Origin of the sequence: Winogradskyella algicola (genome assembly GCF_005869935.1) — a bacterium.
GTDB lineage: Bacteria > Bacteroidota > Bacteroidia > Flavobacteriales > Flavobacteriaceae > Winogradskyella > Winogradskyella algicola.
On the sequence record NZ_SZQF01000007.1, the window covers coordinates 208,431 to 228,247 of the forward strand.

A 19,817-nucleotide genomic window follows, 5' to 3' on the forward strand; every position below is an offset into this window, starting at 1 on the left:
AAATGCTTTTCTATCATTTTTTAATGACAGAATGGCTTAAATATATTTATGAAGAAATCAAATTTTTTAAGTCTTGACAGTTTGTCATTTCAAGATTTTGACGAAAATTCAGAATTAATTCCGTTGATGACACCAGAGGATGAGGAATTAATTAACAACGAATCTTTACCAGAGTCTCTATCCATTCTACCGTTACGAAATACAGTATTATTTCCAGGTGTTGTAATTCCTATAACAGCAGGTAGAGATACCTCTATAAAACTTATAAACGACGCCAATAAAGGCGGAAAAGTTATAGGTGTGGTAGCTCAAAAAGATGAATCTGTTGAAAAACCTGCGGCCAAAGACATTTATAAAACGGGTACTGTAGCTCGAATCCTTAAAGTGCTAAAAATGCCAGATGGTAATACTACGGTTATTATTCAGGGGAAAAAGCGTTTTCAGATTAATGAAATTATTTCTGAAAAACCTTACTTAACGGCAACAATTTCTGATATTCCTGAGGCTAAACCAGCTGCGGATAACGAAGAGTTTAATGCTATAATAGATTCTATTAAGGATCTTTCTTTGGAGATTATAAAGGAAAGCCCTAATATTCCTACCGAAGCCTCTTTTGCTATTAAGAACATAGAAAGTAACTCGTTCTTAGTAAATTTTGTGTCTTCCAACATGAATCTTAAAGTTGAGGAAAAGCAAGAACTTTTAAAAATTAACGATTTAAAAGAACGTGCGCTTCAGACTTTAAAATATATGAATTTAGAATATCAAAAACTTGAATTAAAGAATGATATTCAGAACAAGGTTCAGAGTGATATGAACCAGCAGCAGCGTGAGTATTTCTTACACCAACAGATGAAAACCATCCAAGAAGAATTAGGTGGTGGTGTATCTTCTGGCCAAGAAATAGAAGACATGAAAGCACGTGCCAAAGAAAAGAATTGGGACGATAAAGTAAAAGAGCACTTTGATAAGGAATTAGCCAAAATGCAGCGCATGAATCCTCAGGTGGCAGAGTATTCTATACAACGTAATTATTTAGATCTGTTTTTGGACTTACCTTGGAATGAGTTTAGCGATGATCAATTTGACCTTAAACGTGCCATGGAAATCCTAGATCGCGACCATTTTGGATTAGACGATGTTAAAAAGCGAATCATTGAATATTTGGCAGTTTTAAAACTTCGTAATGATATGAAGTCGCCAATACTGTGTTTATATGGACCTCCAGGGGTTGGTAAAACATCTTTAGGAAAGTCTATAGCCGAAGCTTTAGGAAGGGAATATGTAAGAATTTCACTTGGAGGTTTACGTGATGAAGCTGAGATACGCGGACATAGGAAAACCTACATTGGTGCTATGCCAGGACGAATTATCCAGAGTTTAAAGAAAGCAGGCACGTCAAACCCAGTATTTGTTTTAGATGAGATTGATAAGTTATCTACAGGTAGCCAAGGAGACCCATCTTCTGCAATGTTAGAGGTTTTAGATCCTGAACAAAACAATGAGTTTTACGATAACTTCTTAGAAATGGGTTACGACTTATCTAAGGTAATGTTTATTGCAACGTCTAATAGTCTTAACACCATTCAGCCTGCATTAAGAGACCGTATGGAAATCATTAACGTAACAGGTTATACTATTGAAGAAAAAGTAGAAATTGCTAAACGCCATTTATTGCCGAAACAATTAAAAGAGCATGGGCTAGATAGCAAAGCGTTAAAAATTGGAAAACCACAACTAGAAAAAATCGTTGAAGGTTATACAAGAGAATCTGGAGTAAGAGGTCTTGAAAAGCAAATTGCAAAAATGGTACGTTACGCTGCCAAAAATATTGCAATGGAAGAGGACTATAACGTGAAGATATCTAACGACGATGTTATTGAAGTGTTAGGTTCGCCAAGACTAGAACGCGATAAATACGAAAACAATAATGTAGCAGGAGTTGTAACTGGTTTAGCTTGGACTAGAGTGGGTGGCGATATCCTATTTATAGAGTCTATTTTATCTAAAGGAAAAGGTAATCTTACCATTACAGGAAACTTGGGAAAAGTTATGCGTGAGTCAGCCACTATCGCAATGGAATACATAAAAGCCAATGCAGATACGTTTGAAATAAACCCAGAAGTTTTCGACAAGTACAATGTACACATACACGTGCCAGAAGGTGCAACACCAAAAGATGGTCCAAGTGCAGGTGTTACCATGTTAACATCTTTAGTATCCTTATTTACGCAACGTAAAGTAAAGAAAAGTATAGCGATGACAGGTGAGATTACACTGCGTGGAAAAGTACTTCCTGTAGGTGGTATTAAAGAGAAGATTTTAGCGGCTAAACGCGCAAAAATTAAAGAGATTCTTTTATGTGAAGATAATAAGCGCGATATTAACGAAATAAAACCAGAATATCTCAAAGGTCTAACATTTCATTATGTGAAAGATATGAGCGAGGTTTTAGATATTGCCATTACTAATCAAAAAGTAAGGAATGCTAAAAAACTCTAAGTTAGTTTTTACTTTGTGTATTGCCCTTTTATCATGGCTCAATAGTTTTAGTCAAGAAGAAGGGCAATATAAAGATGTAGTTTTAGACGGTAAACCCGCAAAGCTTAATGTAGTTACAGGGGAAATTATATTAGTAAATTCTGAAGACAAAAAGAGCCCAATAAAGTTTGATGATTTTGTAGAAAAATCAGAAAGTAATACCAAAGATTCACTGGTAATTGATGCAGATTCTGATTATCATACTGTAAAAGAAAACGAAACGCTCTTGGATATTGCTAATCGTTACAAAACAACTTTAACAGCTTTAAAAGAAGCTAATAATTTAGAGACTACTTTGATTGATCCTGGTCAAAAACTTAGAGTTGGTAATTTTGATAAGCAATCAGTAAGTACTATAAATGTTTCAAGTGAAGAATCACCTGTTATAGTTACTGTTTCAGAAAACACATCTGGTACTCATATAGTAGAAAATGGCGATACTTTATATAGTCTGAGTAGGCGTTTTGGCTTTACTGTTGATGAATTAAAAAGTAAAAATGGGCTGACTTCAAACTTGATAAAAGTTGGTCAGGAATTAAAAGTATCCCACTCCGAATACAGAAAAGTATCATCAAACAATTCAATTTGGACGGTATCTAAAGGTGATACGTTATACAATATTGCCAAGCGAAATGGGCTTTCTGTAGATGAGCTAAAATCAATTAATAATCTTTCAGATAATCTCATTTTAGTAGGTCAAAAATTGAAGTTAAAATAGAAATAAAACACCTCGAAAAAATAAAAAAATCATATCATCGTTTTAAGATAGATTTGTTTATTTTGCACAATCTATGATAAAGAGGGTTACCCAATTCTGTTTTATGCTTTTAGCGTTACCGTTGTTTGCACAATTGGGTGGAGAATCTACTTATCAATTTCTCAATCTTGTATCATCTCCACGACAGGCTGCATTAGGCGGTAAAATTATCACCAATTTTGATCATGATGTTACTGAGGCCTTATACAATCCAGCATCTTTAAACTGGCAAATGCACAATCAACTTGCTGTAAATGTATCTAGTTATTTAGGTGGTATTACATACGGAACAGCTGCTTATGCTTATACTTGGGACAGACACGTACAAACATTTCATTTTGGTGTAACATATATTAATTACGGAACGTTTGATGGTTACGACGTTAATGGTAATTCCACAGGAACTTTTAGTGGAAACGAAGCAGCTATTTCGGCAGGTTATAATTACAATATTCCTTTTACCGATTTCTATGTAGGAGCCAATGTAAAGGTTATTACTTCTCTTTTAGAACAATACAATTCAGTTGGTGGAGCAGTAGATTTGGGTATAATGTATATCAATGAAAAGTTAGATTTTCATGCAGCTTTAACGGTTAGAAATATAGGAACACAGTTTACAACATATGCAGGCCAGAATGAACCTTTACCTTTTGAAGTCAATTTTGGGATGTCCCAGACATTAGAGAACGTTCCTATCAGATGGCACCTAACGATGGAAAATCTACAGGAATGGCCAATAGGTGTATCTAATCCTGCTAGAGCCACGACAGATTTAGATGGTAATCAGACCCAAGAAACGGTTGGTTTTTTCAATAATGCTTTACGCCATTTAATTTTGGGAGCCGAGTTATGGCCAGAACGTGGGTTTAATCTAAGATTTGGTTATAACTTTAGACGTGCAGAAGAATTAAGAATAGTAGATCAAAGAAATTTTTCAGGTTTATCAGTTGGTGTAGGTATTCGATTAAACTCAATGCGATTTAGTTATACACATGCCAGATACACAAGTGCTTCTAATACTAGTTTTTTTGGACTTCAAATAGATTTAGATGGCAGAAGACGATAAGGATACAACTATGAATAAGATTGTAATAGCTATAGATGGATTTTCTTCAACCGGTAAGAGTACTATTGCAAAGCAATTAGCAAAGCAACTCAACTATATTTATGTTGATACTGGAGCAATGTATAGAGCAGTGACCTATTTTGCTATGAAAAATGAATTGATAGGTGAAGACTTCTTTCATTCTGAAAAACTCATTGAACGACTTAATGAAATACATATAACCTTTAAGTTTAATGAAGTGTTAGGATTTGCCGAAGTATACTTAAATGGTGAAAACATTGAGAAGCAGATTAGAACTTTAGAAGTATCACGATATGTGAGTCCAGTAGCTACAATTTCTGAAGTACGACAAAAACTGGTAGAACAACAACAGTTAATGGGTAAAGACAAAGGCATCGTAATGGACGGTAGAGATATTGGTACGGTAGTATTTCCTGATGCTGAATTGAAAATATTTATGACAGCTTCTGCTGAAACCAGAGCCCAAAGACGTTATAAAGAATTATTAGAACGCGGACATAACCTAAGTTATGACGAAGTTTTAGAAAATGTTACTACAAGAGATCGTATTGACTCAACAAGAGAAGATTCACCTTTGGTAAAAGCAGATGATGCTATTGAGATTGATAATTCAGATTTAACCATAGAGGAGCAGTTAAAAACAATTTTAGAACTGGCAAAGTCTAAAGCATAAAAAAAAAGCGACCTTTCGGTTACTGAGCGTAGTCGAAGTAGGTCGCTTAATTTTTATAAATTTATTCTAATTATAGATTAGGAATTACTAATTCTTGGTCAGGATGAATTAAATCCGGATTTTTAAGAATATTAGTATTTGCTTCAAAAATTTCTTTATACTTCATTGCATCACCATAATAGTGCTTAGCAATTTTCCCTAAAGTTTCACCAGACTTTACAGTATGTCTCGCATAAACTGATTCATCAGCAACTTTAATGTCTGCCATAATATCAGAAGGTTCATCACCACCGATTTCTTTTATCTTATCCCAAAGTAAATTTTTCTCGTACTGTGTAGCTGCAGTTCCCCAAACTTTAAGTTGACCGTTTGCTTCTTCAACTTTACCGTCTTGGATGTTTAATTGTTCCCCTAAGTCTAGAACGTCTTGGTATTTTGCTTTAACCATGATTGTTTTGATTTATAAGTATTAATAGTAATGTAAATATACCAATTTATATGCCAAAAATTAGCTTTTTTGAGCATCAAATTTGTATTCAATTGTAAGACACTCAAAATGTATTTAAGTCACATTTTTAATCATAATTCTTAATTTTGTTTAACATATGTGGTCCAGTTTCTGTTGGAATTGTCAAAATACCAAACTTCTAAAACAGAATTATTGATTGTAAATTTTAAAGTACTCGTATCACTGTTTTCTGTGGTATAGTTAATGGTGTTTTCGTCTAAGTTAATAGTAAAAGAACCATTAGTGATAATACCATGTTCGTCAAAAATATATAAACCGTTTAAATCCCGTTTATTGTCATCGTCCAGAAAACTTAAGGTTTCACAGCAAAGTGCTTCTAAAGAGGATATATTGTTAATACCACGTCCATTAATTTCCCATTCTCCAATAAGCCCAGTTTCAATCAAAGGATTTAAAGTGTTGTTGTCATCAGTATCACAACTCGTAATTAATAGTAAGAATAATAATAATAATGAAAGTGATATTCTTAAATTTTTCATTGCAAATAGTTTCAAATAAATTTAGTTCAATGATTGATTTATAAGATTAATAGAATATTATCTTTTAGTTAATTGAGCTATAGGCTAATTAAATAAGTTATTTCGTTTGTTAATTAATTGAAAATGATTAATTTTGCGCTCCTTTTTAGCGGACTTGAGAAAGTAGGAAAGGAAAAACAAAATAAATTTTAATTAGCTTCTGTAAATTTATCCGCTATACTTTCTGAAAATACAGAATACAAATTTTTAATCAGCAATGGCTGAAAACAAAACAAAACAAGCTGAGGTTGAAGCAACTGAAGCAAAAACAGTTGAAGCTCCAGTAGTTTCTGAAGCTCAGGCAAATCCAGAAAAATTCTTAAAAGAGTTCGATTGGCACAATTACGAAGAAGGAATTGAGCAGGTAGAGGACAAGAAACTTGCAGAATTTGAAAAATTAGTATCTGAAAATTTCGTTGACACTTTAGATGACGAGGTTGTTGAAGGTGAAGTAATCCACATCACAGACAGAGATGCTATTATTGACATTAACGCTAAGTCTGAAGGTGTAATTTCTCTTAACGAGTTTCGTTACAACCCAGATTTAAAAGTTGGTGATAAAGTAGAGGTATTAATTGATGTTCGCGAAGACGCTACAGGTCAGTTAGTATTATCTCACAGAAAAGCTAGAGTAATCAAGGCTTGGGATCGTGTAAATAATGCACATGATACAGGTGAAATCGTAAATGGTTTCGTTAAGTGCAGAACTAAAGGTGGTATGATCGTTGACGTTTTCGGAATCGAAGCATTCTTACCAGGTTCTCAAATTGACGTTAAGCCAATTAGAGATTACGACCAGTACGTAAATAAAACTATGGAATTCAAAGTTGTTAAAATCAACCACGAATTTAAGAACATAGTAGTTTCTCATAAAGCACTTATTGAGGCTGATATTGAGGAGCAAAAGAAAGAAATCATTGGCCAGTTAGAAAAAGGACAAGTATTAGAAGGTGTTGTTAAAAACATTACGTCTTACGGTGTATTTATCGATTTAGGTGGTGTAGATGGTTTAATTCACATTACAGATTTATCATGGTCTCGTATCAACCATCCAAACGAGATTGTTGAGTTAGATCAGAAATTGAATGTTGTAATTCTTGATTTTGATGAAAACAAGTCTAGAATTCAGTTAGGTCTTAAGCAATTATCTAAGCACCCTTGGGAAGCTTTAGGTGAAGATCTTAAAGTTGGTGACAAAGTAAAAGGTAAAGTAGTGGTTATCGCTGATTACGGTGCTTTTGTAGAAGTTGCAGATGGTGTAGAAGGATTAGTACACGTTAGTGAAATGTCTTGGTCTACACACTTACGTTCTGCACAAGACTTCGTTTCTGTAGGTGACGAAATCGAGGCACAAGTATTAACTCTAGATAGAGAAGACAGAAAAATGTCTCTTGGTATTAAGCAATTAACACCAGATCCATGGACTGATATTACGTCTAAGTATCCTGTAGGTTCTAGACATACAGGTATAGTACGTAACTTTACTAACTTCGGCGTGTTTGTTGAGTTAGAAGAAGGTATCGATGGTCTTATCTATATCTCTGACTTATCTTGGACTAAGAAAATTAAGCATCCGTCTGAGTTCTGTAACGTTGGCGATAAGTTAGACGTTGTAGTTTTAGAACTAGATGTTGAAGGACGTAAATTATCTTTAGGTCACAAACAAACCGAAGAGAATCCTTGGGACAAATACGAAACTGAGTTTGCTGTTGGTACATCTCACACTGCTGCTATTACTGAAATAGTAGACAAAGGCGCTACAATAGAATTTAACGAAGATATTGTTGCTTTTGTACCACAACGTCACTTAGAAAAAGAAGATGGTTCTAAACTTAAGAAAGGTGAAGAAGCAGAATTCAAAATTATTGAGTTCAATAAAGAATTCAAAAGAGTTGTAGCATCTCACACTGCAGTATTTAGAGAAGAAGAAGCTAAAATCGTTAAGCAGGCAGTTAAGAAAGCAGAAGCACAAGCGGCAGAAGCTAAACCTACTTTAGGTGATGCAAACGATGCTTTACAAGCACTTAAAGATAAAATGGACGGAAAGAAGTAATTCAATCCTAAATATATTTTAAAGCCTCTCAAAAATTGAGAGGCTTTTTTTTGGTAAGAAAATATATGTTAAAATGTTAAAAATTTTTATGTTTTTGTTAAATAAGTTAAATAATTAAGCAAATCATCTAATTCTTACAATTATTCTCCGTTTATATTTTTAACTTCTAGGTACTAGTAGTTAGTATATTAATGCTAACGAGCACATATTTTGAGGCCTCATAATAAAAAAGTTTAACCAAATTTTAATATTATGAAAAGAATCTTACTCAGTATAGGCTTTTTGGTCTATTCGTTATCGTATTCTCAAAGCGGAAACACAATTGAAAATGCAATTGAAGTTAATGGTACTAATTTAAGTGTAAACCTTTTGGATTACACTTCAGCAACAGCATCTGGATTATCGCCTGCATGTAATCCTTATGAGGATATTTTTTATAAACATACTATAAGTTCTGGTGATAATAAACTAGAGATTGGCATGGCCAGTGCAGGACTAACTTTAATAGCTAATATAAATTACCAAATCTTGAAGGCACCAAACGGTGACTTAGGTCTTCTTCAAGAAATAAAATGTGATTCTTATACGGTAGTTGCTTTAGCTGGTGGTAGTTTTGAACTCATATTTGATGAGATTAATGCTTCGGATGTGTACTACCTCAGGGTTTTTAAAAATAATGAAGCACTCATAGACCTTAGCTCGTTGTTAAGTGGCACCTCTATAACAATGAATAGTAGCTTTGATCCCACGTTGTCTCTAGGGAGTTCAGATGAAAATCCAAATGCAGTTACTATTTTAAAAAACAGCATAAAACTTTCAGATGACTTTAGTACTTCAATAGTTAAAATTTATGCCATAGATGGACGCCTTATAGACGTATATACCGATGTAAATAGTACAATTGATATTTCTAAATTAACAAGAGGTGTTTACATTATGAATATGATGAATGATATTAGTTCATACTCCACTAAGTTTATAAAACGTTAATCTAAAAACATGTAATACCATTTTACAAAAAAGTCCATGTAGAACATGGACTTTTTTAATGCTTTTATATTTGTTTGAAACTCTAAGAAATTAACTTAACTTTGCGAATCAATAACGTTTGGATACTACATGAGTCAAAAAGTATTACTCAATTCTAAGGAAGTCAATATTATACTACACAGATTGGCTTGCCAACTTATTGAAAACCATGATGATTTTTCGGAAACCGTCTTAATAGGTATACAACCAAGAGGTAAATTTTTGGCTGACCGTTTGGCACAGATGCTAAAAGAAGACTATAGGATTAAGAATATTCAAATAGGACATCTCGATATTACTTTTTTTAGAGACGATTTTAGGAGAGGCGACAAACCTCTTGAAGCTAATACAACAGAGATAGATTTTATTGTTGAAGGAAAAAATGTAGTTTTTATAGATGATGTACTGTATACAGGTCGTAGTATAAGATCTGCGCTTACTGCAATACAATCTTTTGGAAGACCAAATAACATTGAATTACTGACTTTAATAGACAGAAGATTTAGTAGGCATTTACCTATTCAACCTAATTATAGAGGACGACAAGTAGATGCTATAGATAACCAGAAAGTTAAGGTAAACTGGATTGAGAATGGAGGAGAAGATGCAGTGTATTTGATTGATAAATAGAAAATTAACTAGCAATGAGTGAACTAAGTGTTAAACACTTATTAGGTATAAAATATCTCACAAAAGAAGATATAGATTTAATTTTTGAAACTGCAGATCAGTTTAAGGAGGTTATTAATAGACCTATTAAAAAAGTTCCTTCGCTTAGAGATATTACTATCGCTAATTTATTTTTTGAAAATTCTACGCGTACCAAATTATCTTTCGAATTAGCAGAAAAACGGCTCTCAGCTGATGTTATAAATTTTTCGGCTTCACAATCCTCGGTAAAAAAAGGCGAAACCTTAATAGACACAGTTAATAACATCCTTTCCATGAAAGTAGATATGGTAGTAATGCGTCATCCCAATCCTGGTGCAGGTGTGTTTTTATCCAAGCATGTTAACGCAAGTATTATTAATGCAGGAGATGGGGCACATGAGCATCCTACACAAGCCTTATTAGACTCATATTCAATAAGAGAAAGATTAGGCTCTGTTAAAGGTAAAAACGTTGTTATTGTGGGTGATATTTTACACAGTAGAGTAGCACTTTCAAATATTTATGCTTTACAATTACAATGTGCTAATGTTATGGTTTGCGGTCCTAAGACTTTATTGCCAAAATATATAAAAGACCTCGGTGTTAAAGTAGAGACTAACTTAAGAAAAGCTTTAGAGTGGTGTGATGTTGCTAATATGTTGCGTGTACAGAACGAGCGTATGGATATTAGCTATTTTCCAACAACACGTGAATACACACAGCAATTTGGAGTTAATAAAGAGTTGCTCGATAGCTTAAATAAGGACATTGTAATAATGCATCCAGGACCTATAAATAGAGGTGTAGAGATTACAAGTGATGTCGCGGATTCTAAGCAAGCCATAATCTTAGATCAGGTAGAGAATGGTGTAGCAGTAAGAATGGCTGTAATTTATTTATTAGCGTCTAAAATAAAACAGTAGGTTATGATTGTAGATAGAGACGGAAATATTACGATTATTACTCAAGAAAAAGCATCAGTAAAAACTTTGGTTAATAATATTGAGCAGGCTTACGATAAGTACAAGAATTATCATATCATAGTTAATTTATCTAGTTTAGATCAAATTAGCTTAGAAGATATTATTGAATTTCTTCGCCTAAGTAATAACCATAGAAGCGATAAAAAATCTTTTGTAATAGTTACAGACAAAGCAGATTTAGATCAAATGCCAGATGAAATTGTAGTTGTACCAACAATTCATGAAGCCTACGATATCATAGAAATGGAAGATATTGAACGCGATTTAGGGTTTTAATCTATGCAACTCACTATCCTAGGCTGTCATAGCGCAACACCACGCACCAATACAAATCCTACATCTCAGGTTTTAGAAATTAAAAACCACATGTTTCTCATTGATTGTGGCGAAGGTACTCAGGTAGAATTACGCAGAAATAAGGTGAAGTTTTCAAGAATAAAACACATTTTTATTTCTCATCTTCATGGTGATCATTATTTTGGATTAATAGGTTTGGTAAGCACGTTTCGCTTGTTAACTCGCGAAACTGAGCTTCATATATACGGTCCAAAAGGTATTAAGGAGGTCATAACATTACAATTAAAACTTTCAGATTCCTGGACAAATTTTCCTTTGATTTTTCATGAGTTAACATCTAAAAAATCCGAGTTAATTTTTGAAGACGATAAAGTAGAAGTTTATACCATTCCTCTAAAACATCGTGTTTATACAAATGGATTTTTATTCAAGGAAAAAGAAAACGAGCGTAAATTAGATATTAATGCCGTTTTAAACGCAAATATTAACAAGGCCTATTACCGAAAATTAAAGCAAGGTGCAGATGTCGTTAACGAAGATGGAGTATTAATTAAAAATGCTTCAGTTACAAAAGACCCAATTCCGTCAAAAAGTTATGCCTATTGTAGTGATACGGTTTATAATGAAGAAATCATTCCTATAATAGAAAAAGCAACTGTTTTGTATCATGAATCTACATTCCTAGACAAGAATGAAAATCTATGTGAGCGCACTAAGCACAGTACTGCACGACAAGCAGGAATAATTGCAAAAAAAGCCAATGTAGAGACATTAATTCTCGGACATTTTTCTACACGTTACAATGGTTATGAAGAATTTAAATCTGAAGCCAAAGAAGAATTTGAAAATGTTCTTTTAGCAAAAGATGGTAGATCTTTTGAGTTTTAATTCAATTCCTTTAATTGCTGTACCCAATTGATAGCTTCACCTAAGCTGTGAGCTCTCTTTAAAGGAATTTTAGCTAGTTGTTTCTCAATATTTGCATTCATAAATGAAGAATCTCTGTAACTAACAATAGAGGCGGCAACTAAAATACTATCATCCTTATCAAAATAAGACCAAAGCACAGGGTCAATTGAGTACGAATTAACACGGTTTGCAATGTAAGCTAGTGCTTTATGATTGCCATAGTGGTCTCGCAGAGAATCTAAGAGTATATTAAGCTTATCCCAATTAAAATGCTCACCTTCATTAACTTCCATGACAAAAAAATCATCAAGTAAATAGTAAGTGGCAAACTTGGATACAACTTTATCATAGCGTAAAGTTTTTGAAAAATCAGAGTCTTCAAAGTACATGTTAGGGTTGTTATTTGAATTAAGGGTACCCAAAACTACACTTTTTTTGATAGAAACAAAATATTGATTTAACTTCGTAAAACTATGGAGAAAGACTTAAGCAATTACAGAAAAACATACGAAAAAGGGGAGTTGTTACTAAACAATGTCTCAGATAATCCTATGGAATTATTTAGAGATTGGTTTGTAGAAGTAGATAACCATTTTAATATCGATGAAGCTAATGCTATGACTATATCTACCTTGGGATTAGATGGTTACCCAAAGAGTAGAGTAGTGCTATTAAAAAAGTATACGTTCGAAGGTTTTATATTCTATACCAACTATAATAGTGAGAAGGGTAAGGCTATTGAAGCTAATCCTAATGTTTGCTTGTCTTTTTTCTGGCATGCTGCAGAGCGACAAGTTATAATTAAAGGAAAAGCTGAAAAAATAGCCGAAAATATGAGCGATGGTTATTTTGAGTTGCGTCCTAGAGGTAGCCAATTAGGAGCAATAGTATCTAACCAGAGTGAAGTTGTTGTAAATAGAGATGTGCTTGAAAAAAAATTAAAAGCGCTGGAACAAGAATATGAAGGAAAAGATATTGAACGACCAAAACATTGGGGAGGCTATATGGTAAGACCTGTTGAAATGGAATTTTGGCAGGGAAGGCCCAACAGATTGCACGATAGAATACGTTACCAATTGCAAGAAGATTACAATTGGAAAATAGAACGCCTTTCACCTTGATTTTTTATCGATTAAAGGTAATTAACATCGTTTAAGTACCTGATTTTTCTTACACAAAGTGTATTTCATCGATATTTTGCATAAAAAATCGACAAAATGCATGTTTTTAATCGATTTTAACATTTATTTAACAAATAGACGTAAGTAGGCTTTTAAATTAGTAATCCCAAACCTAAATTTAACCTACTTATGAAAGCTAAAAAGCTATTGCCATTATTGGCTATCGTTGCCCTCTTAGGCTTTACATCTTGTTCTACAGATAGTGCTGCCGAAGATAAAATCAATTCTATTGAAGTACCTGTAGCACCTCAGGCTAAACAAATTGAAATTGAAATTATGGAACTTATCAATGCTCACAGAATCAATCAAGGCCTTAACCCATTACATGATCATAGTACAGTTAAAGCTGTTGCTTATACACATACCGATTATATGGTAGAAGTAGACAATGTATCTCATGATAATTTCTTTCAAAGAAAGCAAAGTTTACAGCTTAATGCTAACGCTAATATAGTATCAGAAAACGTTGCTTACGGCTTTAGCTCTGCTGAGTCGGTAGTAAATGCTTGGTTAAACAGTCCAAGCCATAGAGAAAATATAGAAGGCAATTTTACAGATTTTGATATTTCTGCCGAAAAAAATAATGAAGGCAAATGGTACTTTACTAATATCTTCATTAAGCGTTAGACCGCAATAAAAGTTGATTAATAGCCCCTAAGAGCCATGACGATAGTTGTGGCTTTTTTAGTTTGTATTTACCTTACTATCTTGTCAAATTTAATTTTAGAATTCGAGTTGTTATTCAATACAACATTTTTAATATTAGTTTTTGGAACCTTAATATCATCTAATCTATTATAATAACTAAACTTAAAACTCATATTAAATAAACAATTGCAAGAGCATTGAGATCCATAAGCATTATAGATCACATTTAAGGTAGCGTCATTAATAACTTCTGCTTCGCATAAAAATTCAGAACAACAATTTTCAACAGCTTTAAAATTAATTGTAAAAGAATCATTAGTAAATGTTATACTATCTATTTTTTTATCAAATTTGTATATGCCTTCATCCGTGTTTGAGTTATCACATTCTGATATATTTATTGCTTTAAGTATATAACCATTTTCCCATTTAAGTTTATATAGTTTTTCACTATTCTCAAATATTTGATTTCCTTTAGGAGCAATAATCTTGTGTTTTTTTATTTCGTGAACAGTATCAATTATTACTTCTTCACTAGGCTTCTGAGAATTACCTTTTGATTTACTATTACAATTGAATACTAATATAATTCCTATTAAAAGAGAAAGGTGTTTTTGAATATATCTAGGCCTAATCATTATCATTTTATAATAAAATAAAAAAGCAAGCCCAATTAAGCTTGCTTTTTGGGTATAATTTTGAGGGTAAAATTATTCGTTTACAATATAAAAGTAAGATCGTCTATTTAATTGGTGTTCTTCTTCTGTACATTTTACACCATTAGAGCATTTGTTAAGGAGTTGAGATTCCCCATAACCAATGGCACTTACAATTCTATTTGCATCAATACCTCTAGATATTATGTAATCTCTTGTAGACTTTGCACGTCTATCAGATAATTTCATGTTATATCTATCACCACCACGACTGTCTGTGTGAGATTCAATTTTTATAATCATAGTAGGATGCTTGCGCATTACATCTACAATGTTCTCTAGTTCATATTGTGCATCTGTTCTAATATTCCATTTGTCAAAATCAAAGAATATTGGGTTTATGACAATTTGATTATCAATAATCAAAGGTTCTAAACTTAAATCTAAAGTATTGACTTTTTCATCTTCTGTACTTGTAGTAATGGTCTTCTGATCGTCTTTGTAATCTGGTTTATTACCAACAACAGTATATGTTTTATTGCAATCTACAGTAAATGTATATTCTCCACCATCTTTAGTAAATAGCTCTTCTATTATTTTCCCGGTTTCATCAATTAAACGTACAGTAACACCAGAAAGTATAATATTTATTTTACTATCTCTGGCAACTCCAGAAATTACTTCTTTACACGCTTTAGCGTTAAAGCTGTAGATATCGTCACTTCCTTTTCCGCCTGGTCGATTAGAAGAGAAGTAGCCTTGTTCTGTTTCAGAATTAATAAAAAAAGCAAAATCGTCATAACCACTATTATAAGGTGAACCCATATTTTCTGGATCATTACGTAATCCTTTTAATATATCTGATTTAAAAATATCAAGAAGCCCTAAGTTTAAATGCCCATCTGAAGAAAAGTAAAGTGTACTGTCTTTAGCTACATATGGAAACATTTCGCGTCCTTCTGTGTTTACCTTTTCACCTAAATTTTCTGGTGTTCCATATGAACCATTTTCATTAATTGAAACAGCGTAGATGTCTGACTGACCTAAGCCACCTTCGCGATCTGATACAAAATATAATATTTTGTTATCTGGACTCAATGCTGGATGACCAGTTGAAAAAACTTCATCATTAAAAGGTAACTCTACAACATTTGTCCATTCGTCATTTACTAAAGTAGCCTTATAAAGTTTTAAATGTGTAGTACCCTTTTTGTCGTATTTTATGCGGTTACGTTTGTTAACGTTATCTCTTGTAAAATACATCGTTTTACCATCGTTTGTTATAGCTACAGATGCTTCATGATATTCTGTATTTATATTTTCAGGTAATTCAGTTGTCGATCCATAAGTAACAACACCATCGTTATGAGTCAAAGCGACTTCATATAAATCTAAAAAAGGTTCTTTATTCCAACTGTAGATTTTACCATCACCATCTCGTGCAGAGGCAAAGTAGAGTTTGTCATCGAAAATATAAGATCCAAAATCAGAATTTTCAGAATTGAAGTCTAAGTTTTCAACCTTAACAACGACTTCATTTTTTGACGTTAATTTTGCATATAAATCTACTTCATCAGGGTTATAGCCTTTAAGTCTACTGTCGCCTTGTTGTGCGGCACTTAGCTCTTTAAACCATTTGTCTGCTTCTTCATAATTACCGATACTTCTAAGTGACTGTATGTACTTGTATAAATATTCGGCATCTATTTTTTTGTGTTCTTTTAAAGCTTCACCATACCAATATGCAGCTTTCTCAGAGTTAGAATTATTATAATAGGCATCTCCAAGACGTGTAAGTACATGGGAACTGTTATCTCCATTTTCTACAGCCTTTTCATAAAGCTCAATAGCTTTTATGTAGCCATAATTTTTGAAGAATTTATCAGCTAACTTCGTTTGCGCATACGATAACGAACAGCTAAGTATAAGAGTTAGAACTAATATTCTTGTTTTCATAATGCGATTCTTTTAGAAGTATCTAGGAGATTTTATACGTTTACTTTTAAATACTTCAAACATCAATAATACTTCGTGTGTACCACTAGTATATGGTCTTAAATCTGAAATTGGATATTCGTAAGCATAACCAATTCGTAATTGTTTTGATACCTGAAAGTCAGCTATACCACCAATGGCAGCTGCATTTTCATTAATTCTGTAACCACCACCAATCCAAAATGTTTCATTGAATAAGAAATTAGCAGAAATATCAAATGATAACGGTGCTCCGTTAGTAGCTTTAAGTAAAACAGAAGGCTTTAGTTTTGTTGTTTCACTTAAATCAAACACGTAGCCACCAGTAATGTAATAGCTTACGCGTTCTAATGCGATATAGTCTAATTGACCTTGGCGTCCGTTATTATAGTCTGTATTTAAAATTCTAGGTGCTGAAAGTCCAACATACCATCGTTGCGAGTGCCAGTATAGGCCAGCACCAACATTAGGACTCCATCGATTAGAAATTTCATTGAAAAAGGGATCATTAACAACTGACGGATCATTTAATAGTTCCTCGTCTAAATTGTAATGTGTAAAACCACCTTTAATACCAAAAGCTAACTTAGTATTAACACCAGTTTGAATTGTATATGAAAAGTCAGCATAGATATATGAAAAGTTCTCGTATCCTAATTTATCATTTATGAATGATAGCCCTAAACCAATCTTCTCATTCCTTAGCGGAGTATGAACAGATAATGTTTGGGTTTCTGGTCCACCTTCTAATCCAACCCATTGACTTCTATGTAAGCCAACAGCACTGAATGTTTCTCTACTACCTGCATAAGCAGGATTAATAGAAATAGTGTTAAACATGTATTGTGTAAATTGAGGTAACTGTTGTGCAAAGGCAGTAGAAATACCTAATATAAATATTACAATACTTAATGATTTAGATAACTTCATCTCGGTTAAGTTTATTTATCAGTTGCTACGTAGATAGGGCCAGCAAATGGCTTTAATCCACTATTTCTTAAATTAATAACATAATAGTAAGTTCCGGTAGGGACTTTTCCAGAGCTTCCTACAGACGAGCCATGAGCATCGCCATTCCAATCGTTTTGATAATTATTATTCTTGTAAATTTCTGCTCCCCAACGATTGAATATCTGTAATTCAATTACAAATCCACAATCTTCTACACCAGTTATGGTAAAGAATTCATTATAACTATCACCATTTGCTGTCACAGTTTTTGATATAACAACATCTTCAGCACCACATGGTAATACAACACAGTCATCATCAATAGTCACATTTACTTCTACCTCGGTAGGACAAGGTCCATCAGTAATAGAGTACATAAAGGTATATATACCAACTTCTACTGTTGATGGATCGAATAAACTTCCATCTATAGTGGCATCACCAGACACAACATTCCATGTTCCATCCATACTAAAATCACCTGACAGTAAATCGAATAAATCAAACTCAGCATCCAGTACACAACGACTCGCATCAAATGCATTAATAACGTTGCTAATTTCTACATCGATATTTTGTGTAAATGTTGCTACATTACCACAATCATCTGTTACAGTCCAAGTTCTTATAATTGAATAATCTTCAAAATCGTTGGCTTGAGTTGAATCTTCATCAAAGGATACACTAATATTATTTGAACAAGCATCTTCAAAGACTAAATTTGGTACTTCAGGAATATCATCACATGAAGCCATAATATTCTCATCAAGAGGTGTAACTAAAGTTGGAGCTGTTGTGTCTTGTACCGTAATGATTTGTATATGAATACTATCATTTCCACAAGCATCTGTTGCAGTCCAAGTTCTTTCTATTATATAATCACCCATACAAGCTCCATTTGTAATTTCCTCTTCAAAAGTTACCGTAGCATCACCACAGTTGTCATTAGCCGTTAAGGTTTCAGCAGTAGGCACCGCATCACACTCAACCGTTACATCAACAGGCAATGCTTCATTAAACGTTGGTACCGTTGTATCCTGAACTGTTATGATTTGAGTATGCACAGTTTCATTACCACAAGCATCAGAAGCTGTCCAAGTTCGTGTTAATGTATATTCATTATCACAAGTACCAGCCGCAGTAGCTTCTTCAAAAGTTACTGTAGCATTACCACAGTTGTCATTCGCCGTTAACGTTTCTGCTGTAGGAACAGCATCACACTCCACAGTTATATCCGCAGGAAGCGTTTCGTTAAACGTTGGTGCCGTTGTATCCTGAACTGTAATCACTTGAGTATGCACAGTTTCATTGCCACAAGCATCAGAAGCCGTCCAAGTGCGCGTTAATGTATATTCATTATCACAAGTACTAGCCGTCGTTGTTTCTTCAAAAGTTACCGTAGCATCACCACAGTTGTCATTAGCCGTTAAGGTTTCAGCTGCGGGAACAGCATCACATTCAACTGTTATATCCGCAGGAAGCGTTTCGTTAAACGTTGGTGCAGTAGTGTCTATCACAGTAATAGTCTGATCAGCAGACACGCTATTACCACACTCATCCGTTACCGTCCAAGTTCTAACAATAGTTTTCGTATTACCACAAGCCGCAGTTTCAACGTCTGACTCAGTAATGGTTACTGTACCACAAGTGTCTGCACCAGTAGCAACACCAGTATTAGCAGAAGACTCATCTTCAGTACACTCTATAGTCACATCTGCAGGAATATTGATTGTAGGATCAGTAGTATCAACAACCGTAATGGTTTGATCAGCAGACACTGAATTACCACACTCATCAGTTACCGTCCAAGTTCTAACAATAGTTTTAGTATTACCACAAGCTGCAGTCTCAACGTCTGATTCAGTAATGGTAACTGTACCACAAGTATCTGCACCAGTAGCAACACCAGTATTAGCAGAAGACTCATCTTCAGTACACTCTATAGTCACATCTGCAGGAATATTGATTGTAGGATCAGTAGTATCAACAACCGTAATCGTTTGGTCAGCAGATACGCTGTTACCACATGCATCAGTAGCTGTCCAGGTTCTTGTTATGGTCTTAGTATTTCCACAGTCTGCTACTTCAACATCACTAAAAGTTACATTTGGAGTTGCACAATCGTCAGTTGCAGTTGCAGTACCAGTACTTGCAGGTGATGTATCTTCAGTACATTCTACCGTAGCATCAGCAGGTATTGTTAATACAGGGTCAACTGTATCAATAATAGAATATGTAGCCGTAGTATTTGCAGTGTTACCACACTCATCAGTAGCAGTAAATGTTACAGTAATAGCTCCATTTGCACAATCTACGTCAGTATTAGCACCATAGTCATTAGACCATGTCACACTACCACAAGTATCATTAGCCGTTGCAC

The 19,817-nt window shown here is 33.8% G+C and carries 19 protein-coding genes; 12 read left to right on the forward strand and 7 right to left on the reverse strand.

From position 1 onward, the window contains the following. Window positions 1–48 precede the first annotated feature (48 nt). From lon to cmk, 4 genes are all read left to right on the forward strand, one after another. Window positions 49–2,502 (forward strand): endopeptidase La, encoded by a 2,454-nt coding sequence (gene lon, locus FC091_RS12080; RefSeq protein ID WP_138434524.1) that lies wholly within the window; start codon window positions 49–51, stop codon window positions 2,500–2,502. Beyond that, window positions 2,486–3,259 carry a LysM peptidoglycan-binding domain-containing protein gene (locus FC091_RS12085; protein ID WP_138434525.1) on the forward strand — a complete coding sequence of 258 codons (774 nt, stop codon included), beginning with the start codon at window positions 2,486–2,488 and terminating at the stop codon, window positions 3,257–3,259. Before lon ends, FC091_RS12085 begins: the two co-directional genes overlap by 17 nt. A 73-nt stretch (window positions 3,260–3,332) precedes the next feature. Further along, complete coding sequence (gene porQ, locus FC091_RS12090; RefSeq protein WP_138434526.1) at window positions 3,333–4,364, forward strand: type IX secretion system protein PorQ; 1,032 nt, start codon at window positions 3,333–3,335, stop codon at window positions 4,362–4,364. A gap of 10 nt (window positions 4,365–4,374) precedes the next feature. Then, complete coding sequence (cmk, locus tag FC091_RS12095; protein WP_138434547.1) at window positions 4,375–5,058, forward strand: (d)CMP kinase; 684 nt, start codon at window positions 4,375–4,377, stop codon at window positions 5,056–5,058. 70 nt (window positions 5,059–5,128) lie between these two features. Here cmk and FC091_RS12100 read toward each other — a convergent pair whose 3' ends face one another. Then, entirely contained in the window at window positions 5,129–5,506 is a 378-nt protein-coding gene (locus FC091_RS12100; protein WP_171032520.1) for a LysM peptidoglycan-binding domain-containing protein, read from the reverse strand. 140 nt (window positions 5,507–5,646) lie between these two features. Beyond that, window positions 5,647–6,066 (reverse strand): hypothetical protein, encoded by a 420-nt coding sequence (locus tag FC091_RS12105; RefSeq protein WP_138434528.1) that lies wholly within the window; start codon window positions 6,064–6,066, stop codon window positions 5,647–5,649. A gap of 256 nt (window positions 6,067–6,322) precedes the next feature. On the opposite strand from FC091_RS12105, the gene rpsA reads away from it, so the two are divergent. The 6 genes from rpsA to FC091_RS12135 all read left to right on the forward strand — a co-directional run bounded on the left by rpsA (window position 6,323) and on the right by FC091_RS12135 (window position 12,006). Further along, complete coding sequence (gene rpsA, locus FC091_RS12110) at window positions 6,323–8,158, forward strand: 30S ribosomal protein S1 (RefSeq protein ID WP_138434529.1); 1,836 nt, start codon at window positions 6,323–6,325, stop codon at window positions 8,156–8,158. Between the two features lie 252 nt (window positions 8,159–8,410). Next, the gene (locus tag FC091_RS12115) at window positions 8,411–9,148 is read left to right on the forward strand and encodes a T9SS type A sorting domain-containing protein (protein WP_138434530.1); all 738 of its coding nucleotides are present in this window, start codon (window positions 8,411–8,413) and stop codon (window positions 9,146–9,148) included. Between the two features lie 129 nt (window positions 9,149–9,277). Further along, window positions 9,278–9,817 carry a bifunctional pyr operon transcriptional regulator/uracil phosphoribosyltransferase PyrR gene (gene pyrR / locus FC091_RS12120; protein ID WP_138434531.1) on the forward strand — a complete coding sequence of 180 codons (540 nt, stop codon included), beginning with the start codon at window positions 9,278–9,280 and terminating at the stop codon, window positions 9,815–9,817. A 14-nt stretch (window positions 9,818–9,831) separates the two neighbouring features. Further along, a complete protein-coding gene (locus tag FC091_RS12125) occupies window positions 9,832–10,761 on the forward strand; it encodes an aspartate carbamoyltransferase catalytic subunit (protein WP_138434532.1) in 930 nt (309 codons plus the stop codon). A gap of 3 nt (window positions 10,762–10,764) precedes the next feature. Further along, window positions 10,765–11,097 carry a ribonuclease Z gene (locus FC091_RS12130; RefSeq protein ID WP_138434533.1) on the forward strand — a complete coding sequence of 111 codons (333 nt, stop codon included), beginning with the start codon at window positions 10,765–10,767 and terminating at the stop codon, window positions 11,095–11,097. A gap of 3 nt (window positions 11,098–11,100) precedes the next feature. Then, complete coding sequence (locus tag FC091_RS12135) at window positions 11,101–12,006, forward strand: ribonuclease Z (protein ID WP_138434534.1); 906 nt, start codon at window positions 11,101–11,103, stop codon at window positions 12,004–12,006. On the opposite strand, the gene FC091_RS12140 is transcribed toward FC091_RS12135, so the two are convergent. Beyond that, on the reverse strand, window positions 12,003–12,449 hold the full coding sequence (locus FC091_RS12140; RefSeq protein WP_138434535.1) for a hypothetical protein: 447 nt from the start codon (window positions 12,447–12,449) through the stop codon (window positions 12,003–12,005). The genes FC091_RS12135 and FC091_RS12140 overlap by 4 nt on opposite strands. Before the next feature lie 51 nt (window positions 12,450–12,500). On the opposite strand from FC091_RS12140, the gene pdxH reads away from it, so the two are divergent. After that, window positions 12,501–13,148: a pyridoxamine 5'-phosphate oxidase gene (pdxH, locus tag FC091_RS12145; RefSeq protein ID WP_138434536.1), complete on the forward strand. Its 648-nt coding sequence runs from the start codon at window positions 12,501–12,503 to the stop codon at window positions 13,146–13,148. A 189-nt stretch (window positions 13,149–13,337) separates the two neighbouring features. Beyond that, on the forward strand, window positions 13,338–13,835 hold the full coding sequence (locus tag FC091_RS12150; protein ID WP_138434537.1) for a CAP domain-containing protein: 498 nt from the start codon (window positions 13,338–13,340) through the stop codon (window positions 13,833–13,835). Window positions 13,836–13,903: 68 nt separating this feature from the next. Here FC091_RS12150 and FC091_RS12155 read toward each other — a convergent pair whose 3' ends face one another. The 4 genes from FC091_RS12155 to FC091_RS12170 all read right to left on the reverse strand — a co-directional run. Then, on the reverse strand, window positions 13,904–14,494 hold the full coding sequence (locus tag FC091_RS12155; protein ID WP_138434538.1) for a hypothetical protein: 591 nt from the start codon (window positions 14,492–14,494) through the stop codon (window positions 13,904–13,906). A gap of 72 nt (window positions 14,495–14,566) precedes the next feature. Beyond that, a complete protein-coding gene (locus FC091_RS12160; RefSeq protein WP_138434539.1) occupies window positions 14,567–16,468 on the reverse strand; it encodes an OmpA family protein in 1,902 nt (633 codons plus the stop codon). 12 nt (window positions 16,469–16,480) lie between these two features. Continuing rightward, window positions 16,481–17,416, reverse strand: coding sequence for a PorP/SprF family type IX secretion system membrane protein (locus FC091_RS12165; protein ID WP_138434540.1), 936 nt, complete (start codon window positions 17,414–17,416; stop codon window positions 16,481–16,483). A gap of 11 nt (window positions 17,417–17,427) precedes the next feature. Next, window positions 17,428–19,817: gliding motility-associated C-terminal domain-containing protein (locus FC091_RS12170; protein ID WP_138434541.1), on the reverse strand; the 2,390-nt coding region annotated here is incomplete at its 5' end.

Coding starts and splice junctions, on each gene's coding strand:
- lon (WP_138434524.1), top strand. CDS start 49: ATGAAGAAATCAAATTTTTTAAGTCTTGACAGTTTGTCATTTCAAGAT.
- FC091_RS12085 (WP_138434525.1), top strand. CDS start 2,486: ATGCTAAAAAACTCTAAGTTAGTTTTTACTTTGTGTATTGCCCTTTTA.
- porQ (WP_138434526.1), top strand. CDS start 3,333: ATGATAAAGAGGGTTACCCAATTCTGTTTTATGCTTTTAGCGTTACCG.
- cmk (WP_138434547.1), top strand. CDS start 4,375: ATGAATAAGATTGTAATAGCTATAGATGGATTTTCTTCAACCGGTAAG.
- FC091_RS12100 (WP_171032520.1), bottom strand. CDS start 5,506: ATGGTTAAAGCAAAATACCAAGACGTTCTAGACTTAGGGGAACAATTA.
- FC091_RS12105 (WP_138434528.1), bottom strand. CDS start 6,066: ATGAAAAATTTAAGAATATCACTTTCATTATTATTATTATTCTTACTA.
- rpsA (WP_138434529.1), top strand. CDS start 6,323: ATGGCTGAAAACAAAACAAAACAAGCTGAGGTTGAAGCAACTGAAGCA.
- FC091_RS12115 (WP_138434530.1), top strand. CDS start 8,411: ATGAAAAGAATCTTACTCAGTATAGGCTTTTTGGTCTATTCGTTATCG.
- pyrR (WP_138434531.1), top strand. CDS start 9,278: ATGAGTCAAAAAGTATTACTCAATTCTAAGGAAGTCAATATTATACTA.
- FC091_RS12125 (WP_138434532.1), top strand. CDS start 9,832: ATGAGTGAACTAAGTGTTAAACACTTATTAGGTATAAAATATCTCACA.
- FC091_RS12130 (WP_138434533.1), top strand. CDS start 10,765: ATGATTGTAGATAGAGACGGAAATATTACGATTATTACTCAAGAAAAA.
- FC091_RS12135 (WP_138434534.1), top strand. CDS start 11,101: ATGCAACTCACTATCCTAGGCTGTCATAGCGCAACACCACGCACCAAT.
- pdxH (WP_138434536.1), top strand. CDS start 12,501: ATGGAGAAAGACTTAAGCAATTACAGAAAAACATACGAAAAAGGGGAG.
- FC091_RS12150 (WP_138434537.1), top strand. CDS start 13,338: ATGAAAGCTAAAAAGCTATTGCCATTATTGGCTATCGTTGCCCTCTTA.
- FC091_RS12155 (WP_138434538.1), bottom strand. CDS start 14,494: ATGATTAGGCCTAGATATATTCAAAAACACCTTTCTCTTTTAATAGGA.
- FC091_RS12160 (WP_138434539.1), bottom strand. CDS start 16,468: ATGAAAACAAGAATATTAGTTCTAACTCTTATACTTAGCTGTTCGTTA.
- FC091_RS12165 (WP_138434540.1), bottom strand. CDS start 17,416: ATGAAGTTATCTAAATCATTAAGTATTGTAATATTTATATTAGGTATT.